This window comes from Streptomyces sp. E2N166, assembly GCF_003671715.1.
GTDB classification, from domain to species: Bacteria; Actinomycetota; Actinomycetes; order Streptomycetales; family Streptomycetaceae; genus Streptomyces; species Streptomyces thinghirensis.
In genome coordinates this window covers 537,579-547,790 of record NZ_RAIF01000032.1, presented here as the reverse complement: position 1 = coordinate 547,790, position 10,212 = coordinate 537,579, and the positions used below count along the sequence as shown (strand labels likewise).

At 72.3% G+C, this 10,212-nt stretch carries 9 protein-coding genes and 1 pseudogene; 3 read left to right on the top strand and 7 right to left on the bottom strand.

Annotated elements, in window-relative coordinates:
• Together EBH09_RS39325 and EBH09_RS29620 are read right to left on the bottom strand one after the other, a co-directional pair.
• Positions 1–934, bottom strand: a pseudogene (locus EBH09_RS39325) (hypothetical protein); the annotation flags it as partial.
• A gap of 117 nt (positions 935–1,051) precedes the next feature.
• Positions 1,052–1,303, bottom strand: coding sequence for a helix-turn-helix transcriptional regulator (locus EBH09_RS29620; protein WP_121749976.1), 252 nt, complete (start codon positions 1,301–1,303; stop codon positions 1,052–1,054).
• Positions 1,304–1,381: 78 nt separating this feature from the next.
• On the opposite strand from EBH09_RS29620, the gene map reads away from it, so the two are divergent.
• Together map and EBH09_RS29610 are read left to right on the top strand one after the other, a co-directional pair.
• Positions 1,382–2,158, top strand: a complete 777-nt coding sequence (gene map, locus EBH09_RS29615; protein WP_121749975.1) for a type I methionyl aminopeptidase — start codon at positions 1,382–1,384, stop codon at positions 2,156–2,158.
• Between the two features lie 131 nt (positions 2,159–2,289).
• Positions 2,290–4,818 (top strand): ATP-dependent Clp protease ATP-binding subunit, encoded by a 2,529-nt coding sequence (locus tag EBH09_RS29610; protein WP_121749974.1) that lies wholly within the window; start codon positions 2,290–2,292, stop codon positions 4,816–4,818.
• A 3-nt stretch (positions 4,819–4,821) separates the two neighbouring features.
• Here the strand turns inward: EBH09_RS29610 and ggt are convergent, their stop codons facing one another.
• Complete coding sequence (gene ggt / locus EBH09_RS29605) at positions 4,822–6,624, bottom strand: gamma-glutamyltransferase (RefSeq protein ID WP_121749973.1); 1,803 nt, start codon at positions 6,622–6,624, stop codon at positions 4,822–4,824.
• A gap of 119 nt (positions 6,625–6,743) precedes the next feature.
• Between ggt and EBH09_RS29600 the strand changes: the two genes are divergently transcribed.
• Positions 6,744–7,502, top strand: coding sequence for a hypothetical protein (locus tag EBH09_RS29600; protein ID WP_121749972.1), 759 nt, complete (start codon positions 6,744–6,746; stop codon positions 7,500–7,502).
• A gap of 217 nt (positions 7,503–7,719) precedes the next feature.
• On the opposite strand, the gene EBH09_RS29595 is transcribed toward EBH09_RS29600, so the two are convergent.
• The 4 genes from EBH09_RS29595 to pcaC all read right to left on the bottom strand — a co-directional run.
• Complete coding sequence (locus EBH09_RS29595; protein WP_121749971.1) at positions 7,720–8,127, bottom strand: DUF6278 family protein; 408 nt, start codon at positions 8,125–8,127, stop codon at positions 7,720–7,722.
• A 73-nt stretch (positions 8,128–8,200) separates the two neighbouring features.
• Positions 8,201–8,980, bottom strand: coding sequence for an exodeoxyribonuclease III (locus EBH09_RS29590; protein ID WP_121749970.1), 780 nt, complete (start codon positions 8,978–8,980; stop codon positions 8,201–8,203).
• A 65-nt stretch (positions 8,981–9,045) separates the two neighbouring features.
• On the bottom strand, positions 9,046–9,681 hold the full coding sequence (locus tag EBH09_RS29585; protein ID WP_121749969.1) for an MBL fold metallo-hydrolase: 636 nt from the start codon (positions 9,679–9,681) through the stop codon (positions 9,046–9,048).
• Between the two features lie 44 nt (positions 9,682–9,725).
• A partial coding sequence (pcaC, locus tag EBH09_RS29580) for a 4-carboxymuconolactone decarboxylase (RefSeq protein WP_121749968.1) occupies positions 9,726–10,212 on the bottom strand: 487 nt, incomplete at its 5' end.

The following is a 10,212-nucleotide window of genomic DNA, read 5'->3' as shown; positions in this document are numbered from 1 at the left end:
GGCCTGCCGCTGCCGTCTCCGCCGCCGCGGTCGACGGCTCGGGCCGTGGTGCCGGCTGCTCAGCGGCCTCCGCGGTACCGGCGAAGCGCGCGCCGCGCGGGGTGCGGGTGCCCGCCGGTGCGGCGAGGGGTCTCGGTACGTCGTCCGGGGCTACGGAGGCAGGGGCGGCGTCCTCGTCGAAGGCCCCGGCGAAACGCGCGCCGCCCCGACGGCGTCTGCGTGACCCCGCGCCCTCGGAACCGGCAGCCCCGCGCGCCGGTCCTGCCGGCCCGCGCACTCGCCCCTCCCCCTCGGAACCGGCCGCCCCGCGCGCCGGTCCCGCCGGCCCGCGCACTCGTCTTTCCCCCTCGAAACCGGCAAGCCCCTCGGGAACGCCCGCGCGGATCGCGGTGCCGTCCTCGGCCTCTCCCGGCCGGACGGCCCCCGTGCGACGGTCCAGCTCCGCCGTCCGGGCCCGGATCTCGGCGCACCGGGCCGTCGCCCGGGCGTGGTCGTCGCGAGCCCAGGCCAGGTCGAGGCGGAGGGCGTCGGCCGCCTCCCGGTCGGTGGCCGAGGCGAGCAGGCGGCCCAGTTCCACTTGGCGTTCGGCGGCGTACCGCTGCTCGCGGAGCATCACGTCGAGCCGGTCAGCGAGGGCGTCCCGGGCGCCGGGAAGGGAGTCGTACGCGGTGAGCGCGGCGGCGTGGAGGGCGCGGCCCCGGTCCGTCTCCGCCGTGGCGGCGGGGGCGCCGTACCGGCCGGCGAAGTCCTGGAGCAGGGCCTCCACCACGTCCCAGGGCGGCACCTCGCGCCCGTCGAGGCAGGCCCGCATGCCGTCGGGGTCGCGCTGCCAGAACACCCCGCACCAACCGTCCCCCTGGTCCAGGCGCGTCAGCAGGTCGGTCAGGTACTGGGCGAACCGCCGCACCCGACCCGGCAGTTGTTCCACGGCCATCGCTCGACTCCCGCCCCACTGGAGGACTCCGGTCCGGTCCATCCGGTCACGTAGGGAACACCAGCCGTGTTACGACGCCGCTACAGGGAGTTTTCGGGGAGTGTCGTCACCCCATCCTCACACCGGCGCCAGTGCGCACAACCCCGCCAGCTCGTCCATGGACAGCCCCAGCGCACGGGCGAGCGCGGCCACCGTGAAGAACGCCGGGGTCGGCGCGCGGCCGGTCTCGATCTTGCGCAGGGTCTCGGCGGAGACGCCCGCCTCGGCCGCGACCACTGTCATGCTCCGGTCGCCGCGGGCGGCACGCAGCAGCCGTCCGAGCCGCTCGCCGCGTTCACGCTCTTCGGGGGTCAGAGGGGTGCGTACCATGCCGTCATTCTAATACCGGCTTCCCGTACCGGACCGGTCCGAGTCGAGACCAATTCAAATACCGGTATAGTAATTGGCATGGTGGAACTGAAGACAGACACGTCGATCGATGCCATGCACGAGGCCGGCCAGGTCGTCGCACGCGCCCTGACCGCCGTACGGCAGACCGCGGACGTGGGGGTGTCCCTGCTGGAGCTGGACGCGGTCGCGCACGAGGTACTGCGGGAGGCGGGGGCGGCCTCACCGTTCCTCGGTTACCGGCCCTCCTTCGCCCCGACGCCCTTCCCGGCCGTCATCTGCGCGTCCGTGAACGACGCGATCGTGCACGGCATCCCGGACGGCTACCGGTTGCGCGACGGCGACCTCGTCTCCATCGACTGCGGCGCGATCCTGGACGGCTGGGCCGGCGACTCGGCGGTCAGCTTCACCGTGGGCACCCCGCGGGCGGCGGACGTGACGCTGATCGAGTCCGCGGAACGGGCCCTCGCGGCGGGCATCGACGCGGCCGTCGTCGGCAACCGCATCGGCGACATCGCGCACGCCATCGGCTCGGTGTGCCGGACGGCCGGCTACGGGATCATGGAGGACTTCGGCGGCCACGGCATCGGCCGGCACATGCACGAGGACCCCGGGGTCCCCAACGAAGGGCGGCCGGGACGGGGACTGCCCCTGCGCCACGGCATGGTCATCGCCATCGAGCCCATGCTGATCGGCGGCGGCCGGGACGACTACCACTGCGCACCGGACGGCTGGACCCTGCGCACGAACGACGGCTCCCGGGCGGCGCACGTGGAGCACACGGTGGCGATCACGGAGGCCGGTCCGCGCGTCCTGACCTCGCGGGACGGCCTCTGAGGCGGTCCGAGGACCGGGGTCGCCGCACATGCCCGCAGGAACAGAACGTGTCATGTTGGGCATGAGCGCACCCCGCCCGGGTTACCCGGCCCCGGCACGTCGATCAGCGAAGCAGCGGAGGACCGGAAACGATGAGCAGCGGCTTCATGGGCCCGGAGGGTGACCCGTTCGCGGAATTCCTGGCACGCTTCTTCGGCGGACCCAGGCCGAGGCAGATCGACATCGGGCGGCTGCTCAGCCAGCCCGCCCGGGAGCTGGTGCGCGGCGCCGCCCAGTACGCCGCGGAGCACGGCAGCCGGGACCTGGACACCGAGCACCTGCTGCGGGCCGCGCTCGCCACCGAGCCGACCCGGGGCCTGCTCAGCCGGGCCGGTGCCGACCCCGACGCGATGGCGTCGCAGATCGACGAACGGACCGGCCCGGTGCAGCACCCGCCGGGCGAGGTCCCGCCGCCGACCTCGCTCTCCCTGACCCCGGCCGTCAAGCGCGCCCTGCTGGACGCGCACGAGCTGGCCCGGTCGACCGGGACCGGGTACATCGGCCCGGAGCACGTGCTCAGCGCCCTCGCCGCCAACCCCGACTCGGCCGCCGGGCACATCCTGAACGCGGCCCGGTTCGCGCCCTCGGGTCTGCCGACGGAGCCGCCGGACGCCGCGAAGGGCCGCGCGGAGGGACCGCGGTCCACGAACACGCCGACCCTGGACAAGTACGGCCGCGACCTCACCGACCTCGCCCAGCAGGGCCGGATCGACCCGGTGATCGGGCGTGAGGAGGAGATCGAGCAGACCGTGGAGGTGCTCTCCCGCCGCGGCAAGAACAACCCGGTGCTGATCGGTGACGCGGGCGTCGGCAAGACCGCCGTCGTGGAGGGGCTGGCCCAGCGCATCACCGACGGCGACGTGCCCGACATCCTGGTCGGACGCCGGGTGGTCGCGCTGGACCTGACCGGCGTGGTCGCCGGCACCCGCTACCGGGGCGACTTCGAGGAGCGGATGAACAACATCGTGGGCGAGATCCGCGCCCACTCCGACCAGCTGATCATCTTCATCGACGAGCTGCACACCGTCGTCGGCGCGGGCGGTGGCGGCGAGAGCGGCTCGATGGACGCCGGGAACATCCTCAAGCCGGCCCTGGCCCGCGGCGAGCTGCACGTCGTGGGCGCCACCACGCTGGAGGAGTACCGCAGGATCGAGAAGGACGCGGCGCTCGCCCGCCGCTTCCAGCCCATCCTGGTGCCCGAGCCCACCACCGCGGACGCGATCGAGATCCTGCGCGGCCTGCGCGACCGCTACGAGGCCCACCACCAGGTCCGCTACACCGACGAGGCGCTGGTGGCGGCCGTGGAGATGTCCGACCGCTACCTCACCGACCGCAGGCTGCCGGACAAGGCCATCGACCTGATCGACCAGGCCGGCGCCCGGGTGCGGCTGCGGGCCCGCACCAAGGGCACGGACGTACGCACCATGGAGCGCGAGGTCGACCAGCTGATCCGGGACAAGGACCAGGCGGTCACTGACGAGCAGTACGAGCAGGCCGTGCAGCTGCGGGACCGGATCACCGAGCTGAAGCAGCGGATCACCGAGGCCGACGGCGGCGACGAGGCCGACGAGGGCCTGAACCTGGTGGTCGGCACCGAGTCCATCGCCGAGGTGGTGTCCCGGCAGACCGGCATCCCGGTCAGCAGCCTCACCCAGGAGGAGAAGGACCGCCTGCTGGGCCTAGAGTCCCACCTGCACGAACGCGTGGTCGGCCAGGACCAGGCCGTACGGGTCGTCTCCGACGCCGTACTCCGCTCCCGCGCCGGACTCGCCAGCCCCGACCGGCCCATCGGCAGCTTCCTCTTCCTCGGCCCGACCGGCGTCGGCAAGACCGAACTGGCACGGGCGCTGGCGGAGGCGCTGTTCGGCAGCGAGGACCGCATGGTCCGGCTCGACATGAGCGAGTACCAGGAGCGCCACACGGTCAGCCGCCTGGTCGGCGCCCCGCCTGGCTACGTCGGGCACGAGGAGGCCGGCCAGCTCACCGAGGTGGTGCGCCGTCACCCGTACTCGCTGCTCCTGCTGGACGAGGTGGAGAAGGCGCACCCGGACGTCTTCAACATCCTCCTCCAGGTGCTCGACGACGGGCGCCTGACCGACTCCCAGGGCCGTACGGTCGACTTCACCAACACGGTCGTCGTGATGACCAGCAACCTGGGCTCCGACGTGATCACTCGGCGCGGCGCGGGCATCGGCTTCGGCGCCGGTGGCTCGGAGGCGGACGAGGAGGCCCGGCGCGAGCAGGTGCTGCGCCCGCTGCGCGAGCACTTCCGGCCCGAGTTCCTCAACCGCATCGACGAGATCGTCGTCTTCCGCCAGCTCAGCGGTGAGCAGCTGCGGCAGATCACCAGCCTGCTCCTCGAGGAGACCCGCCGGAAGGTGCACGCGCAGGGCATCACCGCCGACTTCACCGACGCGGCCGTGGACTGGATCGCCGAGCGTGGCTACCAGCCCGAGTACGGCGCCCGTCCGCTGCGCCGCACCATCCAGCGCGAGGTCGACAACGAGCTGTCCCGCCTGCTGCTGGACGGCCGTGTCGCGGAGGGCGGCCGGGTGACGGTCGACGTCGAGGACGGGCGGCTGGCGTTCCGGACGCCTGAGCGGCCCGTCCCCGAACTGTGAGCCCTAGCGCACCGGCTTGACGACCATCGCCGAGCCGCCGCCGCGTCGTTCCTTCTCGGCGGCGGCCAGCCACTTGCCGTTCGGCAGCCGCTGCACACCGGTTGCCGCGCCGATCTCGGGGTTGAGCTTGAAGGAGTGCCCGAGGGCCTCCAGGTCTTCCCGCACGCCGCTGTCGTAAAGACCGGGTTCGAGTTCGGTCTGCGCGGCGTTGCGCTGGCTGGCGCGCGGGGCGGCGATCGCGTCGACGAGCGGGAGACCGCGGTCGATGACGCCGGTGAGTGTCTGGAGCACGGTGGTGATGATGGTGGCGCCGCCGGGCGAACCCACCGCGACGACCGGCTTGCGGTGCTGGTCCAGCACGATCGTCGGCGCGATCGAGGAGCGCGGGCGCTTGCCGGGGCCCGGCAGGTTCGGGTCGTGTACGGCCGGGTTGGCCGGGGCGAAGGAGAAGTCCGTCAGCTCGTTGTTGAGCAGGAAGCCGCGGTCGGGCACGGTGATGCCGCTGCCGCCGGTCTGCTCGATGGTGAGCGTGTAGGCGACGACGTTCCCCCACTTGTCGGCCACCGTCAGGTGCGTGGTGTTCTCCCCCTCGTACGTCGTCGGCGCCGCCGTGCCGCCGCCCGCGCAGGCGGCGGGGTGCCGCGGGTCGCCGGGAGCGAGGGGGCTGGTGAGCGCCGCGTCGTCCTTGATCAGGCACTCGCGCGAGTCGGCGTACCGCTGGGACAGCAGTTCCTTCGTCGGTACGTCCTCGAAGGCCGGGTCGCCGACCCAGCGCCCCCGGTCGGCGAAGGCGATACGGCTCGCCTCGATGAAGCGGTGCAGGTAGCGGGCCTTGCTCGCCTTGGAGAGGTCGGTCCGTTCCAGGATGTTGAGGGCCTCGCCGACCGTGGTGCCCCCGGAGGAGGAGGGCGCGATGGAGTAGACGTTCAGACCGCGGTACGCGGTCCTGGTCGGCGCCTGGAGCTTGGTCTCGTAGGCCGCGAGGTCCTTCGCCGACAGGTCACCGGGGCGGGCGTTCCAGCCGGAGTCCGGGTCGACGGGGGGCTCGTTGACGGTGGCGACGATGTCCTCGCCGAGTTCGCCGTGGTAGATCGCGCCGACGCCCTCGCGGGCCAGCTCCTTGTACGTGCGCGCCAGGTCCGGGTTCTTGAACGTGGAGCCGACGACCGGGAGTTCACCACCCGGCAGGAAGAGCTCGGCGGTGTCCGGGAAGTAGCGGAACCGCTGCTCGTTGGCGGCGGTCTGGGAGCGGAAGGTGTCGTCGACGGTGAAGCCGTGCCGGGCCAGGTGCTCGGCGGGCCGCAGTACGGAGCCGAGCTTGCGGCTGCCCCACTTGTCGAGAGCGGTCTGCCAGGTGGCGGGTGTGCCCGGAGTGCCGACGGCGAGGCCGCTGCTGACGGCGCCGGCGAACGGGATCGACTCGCCGTTCTCCGTGAAGAGGTTCTCGTCGGCGGTCAGCGGCGCGGTCTCACGGCCGTCGATGGTGCGCACCGTACGGGACTTGGCGTCGTAGTAGACGAAGTAGCCGCCTCCGCCGATGCCGGCGGAGTAGGGCTCGGTGACACCCAGGGCGGCCGCGGTGGCCACGGCCGCGTCGACGGCGTTGCCGCCCTTGCGCAGGATCTCGATGCCGGCGGCGGAGGCGTCCGGGTCGACGCTGGCGACCGCGCCGCCGTAGCCGACGGCGACCGGGGTCTTCGGGGCGGCGGGTCTGCTCTGGGCGGTGGGTGGCGCCGCCGCCCCCACCGACACCACGGCGGCCGAGACCGCCAGGACCGTCAGTTTCCGTGCGACAGGGCGACGCATCCGCACCTCCAGGGAAGGGCCGTTCGGGCAGCTTAGTTGATCGTCATGGTCGCGTCAGGTGCGCGTTCGTCCCGGCCCCTCGAACACCGGTACGCCGATGCCCGCTAGCATGCGCGCCCATGACTGACGACGTACGCAACATCGTCCTTGGCGTGGTCGCGGCGAGCATCAGTGCCGCGCTGGGCTGGTTCACCCGCACCTACCTGTGGAAGCGGAGACTCCGCCGCAGGCAGGCGTTCTTCGGGCTGCCGGACAGTGCCGAGTCGCTGCTGGTCGTCAACCGGGACCCCGCCGCCTCCGAACCCGCGGTCCACCGCTTCGACGTCTTCGCGCTGCTGGAGCTGTCCGCGCTGATCAAGGACTGCGGCGCGCACGTCCAGGTGGTCACCCAGGACATGGTCCACCAGGGCTTCGGCGAGCGTACGGAGTTCTGCGTGGGCGGTCCCGGGTCGAACCGGCGCATGGCGGCCCACATGGCGGCCATGCTGCCCGGAGTGCGGATCAACATCGATCCGGAACCGGGCCCGGACCGCGGCGCCTTCCGGATCGGTGGCGAGCGCTACCGCATGGACGCGGGCGTCACGGAGTACGTCCTGCTGGCCCGTCTCACCGCCGGGGACCGGCGCGAGGCCCGGCCGGCGTTCCTGTTCTGCGGTCAGCGCGCGATCACCAACCAGGCCGCCACCCGCTACCTCGCGCGCCACCACGAGAAGCTCGCCCGCAAGCACGGCAACAACTCCTTCGTGCTGCTGCTGAAGGTGGTCAACTCGCAGGCGTACGGCCCGGATGTCGTCGAGCTCGTCGGGGACGTGACCCGGGCGGCGACGAGCCCCCTGCCGGCACCGGCGCCGACGACCCGCAACTCCCACCGGGCCTGAGACCGGTGTGCAGCTGACCTTCTTCTCGCCTGCGGACGGCCCGTCCTGGCGTCCGATCCGCCGCGCGAGCAGTGATCTCCGGCTGCACCCTGCGTATGCCCCTGTGCGTTCGTGTGTGACCCGACCACTGCAACGTATCGACACAAACGGCAGGCATGCCAACGACACGCACCTTTCGGGCATTACCCCTATTTAAGGCGATCGTTGGGCCAAGGGTTCACGCTTCCGCGACTTCGCCGTACAGCTGGGAAAGCTCGGGCACTCCGTCCGCCGCCCAGGCGTGGCCGGACGCCACCACGTCGAACTCCCGGCCTGATGCGAGCCGGACGACGGGCTGCCCGTCGGACCGGATGGACCACGCGGCGCCGGGCACGGTGCGCACGATCACGGTGCCGAGGTACAGACCGGCGTCGTTGCCGAGCCAGGCCAGGATCTCCTCGTCGCTTCGCCAGCGCGGCAGCACCTGGTCGAGCTGCTCCAGCGAGACCTCGGAGTCGTCGAGTCGGACACCCTCCCGCGACGCCTGGGAGCGCAGCAGATCACAGTCGGCGAGCAGATCACCGATGCCCTCGGCGTCGTGAGCCCGGTGATCTTCGCGCCGCTTGCCCAGGAAGGGGAAGTTCATACCTCCAGACTGTCATTCGTACCGCCATGTGCACCACAGGGCACGCAGGAGCGGCACGGGAGGCCGGGGGCGCCTACACGTCCAGGTCCACCACGACCGGCGCGTGGTCCGAGGCGCCCTTGCCCTTGCGCTCCTCGCGGTCGACGTAGGAGTCGGTGACCGCCTTGGCGAAGGGCTCGTTGCCGTACACCAGGTCGATACGCATGCCGCGGTTCTTCGGGAAGCAGAGCTGGCGGTAGTCCCAGTAGGTGAAGGGGTGGTCGTACTTGAGCGGGCGCGGGACCACGTCGGACAGGCCGGCGCCGCGCAGGGAGGCGAGGGCGGCACGCTCGGCGGGGGTGACGTGGGTGGAGTCGTCGAAGGCGGCGCGGTCGTAGACGTCGTCGTCCGTAGGGGCGACGTTGTAATCGCCCATCACCGCGAACGGGCGGCTGCCGGTCGCGTCGCCCTCGACGGCCGCGCGGAGCGCCTCGAGCCACTGGAGCTTGTAGGCGTAGTGGGGGTGCTCCACCTCGCGGCCGTTGGGCACGTACACCGACCAGACGCGGACCGGGCCGCAGGTGGCGGAGATCGCGCGGGGCTCCGGTGCGCCGTCGTAGCCGGGATCGCCGGGCAGGCCCTTGACCACGTCATCCAGGCCGACGCGGGAGAGCACCGCCACGCCGTTCCACCGGCCGGTGGCGTGCACCGCCGCCTCGTAGCCCTTCTCGCGCAGCTCGTCGAAGGGGAACTGCTCCTCGGCGACCTTGGCCTCCTGGAGGCAGAGCACGTCGGTGCCGCTGCTCTCCAGCCAGGCCAGCAGCCTCGGCAGGCGGGCGGTGATCGAGTTCACGTTCCAGGTCGCGATGCGCATGTCCCACAACCTACCGGGCGGGACTGACAACCCCGTCCCGCCCGGGATCGTCGCCGTTCGGGGCCTCACACGCGCGTGGAGTCCCCCGGGGTGAGCCGCCGGTGCTCGGCGCCGCCCAGCTCCCCGATCTGGCGGTCGTAGATCGGCCGGGCGAGGTCGGTGAGGAGGGCGTCGTGGATGTCGTAGGCGCGCCGCGGCCTCACCTCGCGGACGTAGTCGATGACCTCGGAGATCTTGTTCCACGGCGCCATGACCGGAAGCATCAGCGTCTCCACCGGGTGGTCGGGGACCGTGAGGGCGTCGCCCGGGTGGAAGACCTTGCCGCCCTCGACGAGGAAGCCCACGTTGGTGACGCGGGGGATGTCCGGGTGGATCACGGCGTGCAGCTCGCCGTGGACCTGCACGTCGAATCCCGCTGCGGTGAAGGTGTCACCGTGGCCGACGGTGTGCACGCGGCCCGGGAACGCCGCCGAGATCCTCTCCGCGACCGACTTCGGCGTCCAGATCTCGGCGGCCGGGTTGTTCTCCATCGCGGCGCGCAGCCGCAGCTCGTCGAAGTGGTCGGGGTGCTCGTGGGTGACGAGGATCGCGTCCGCGCCGAGGGCGGCGTCCTCCTCACTGAATCCGCCGGGGTCCAGGACGAGCGTCCGCCCGTCCTTTTCGAGACGGACGCAGGCATGCGACTTCTTGGTGAGCTTCATGACTCCATCCTGCCGCCGCGGGCCGGCCCGCGGCCGGGCAGGACTCACTCGGGCGGCGTGGTCTCCTCCCGGATCACCTGCTGCGCCACCCGGAAGGCGCCGTTCGCGGCCGGTACGCCGCAGTAGACGGCCGCCTGGAGCAGCACTTCCTTGATCTCGTCCGGGGTGAGGCCGTTGCGCAGGGCGGCCCGGAGGTGGGGCGCGAGTTCCTCCAGGTGGCCGCCGGCGACGAGGGCGGTGAGGGTGACGCAGCTACGGGTACGCCGGTCCAGGCCGGGCCGGTCCCAGACCTCGCCCCACGCGTACCGGGTGAGGAGCTCCTGGAAGTCCCCCGAGAACTCGTCCGCCTGCGCCAGCGCCTGGTCGACGTACGCGTCACCGAGCACTTCGCGGCGCACCTTGAGCCCCGCCTCGTACGGGTCGGGCCGTCCCTGTGCCGGGACCCGCGGCGGTACGGCGGCCGGGGCGATCTCGGCGATGGGCGCGGCCGACTGCGGCGGCGGGGCCATGGCCGGCTGGACGGGGGCGGCC

Coding starts and splice junctions, on each gene's coding strand:
- EBH09_RS29620 (WP_121749976.1), bottom strand. CDS start 1,303: ATGGTACGCACCCCTCTGACCCCCGAAGAGCGTGAACGCGGCGAGCGG.
- map (WP_121749975.1), top strand. CDS start 1,382: ATGGTGGAACTGAAGACAGACACGTCGATCGATGCCATGCACGAGGCC.
- EBH09_RS29610 (WP_121749974.1), top strand. CDS start 2,290: ATGAGCAGCGGCTTCATGGGCCCGGAGGGTGACCCGTTCGCGGAATTC.
- ggt (WP_121749973.1), bottom strand. CDS start 6,624: ATGCGTCGCCCTGTCGCACGGAAACTGACGGTCCTGGCGGTCTCGGCC.
- EBH09_RS29600 (WP_121749972.1), top strand. CDS start 6,744: ATGACTGACGACGTACGCAACATCGTCCTTGGCGTGGTCGCGGCGAGC.
- EBH09_RS29595 (WP_121749971.1), bottom strand. CDS start 8,127: ATGAACTTCCCCTTCCTGGGCAAGCGGCGCGAAGATCACCGGGCTCAC.
- EBH09_RS29590 (WP_121749970.1), bottom strand. CDS start 8,980: ATGCGCATCGCGACCTGGAACGTGAACTCGATCACCGCCCGCCTGCCG.
- EBH09_RS29585 (WP_121749969.1), bottom strand. CDS start 9,681: ATGAAGCTCACCAAGAAGTCGCATGCCTGCGTCCGTCTCGAAAAGGAC.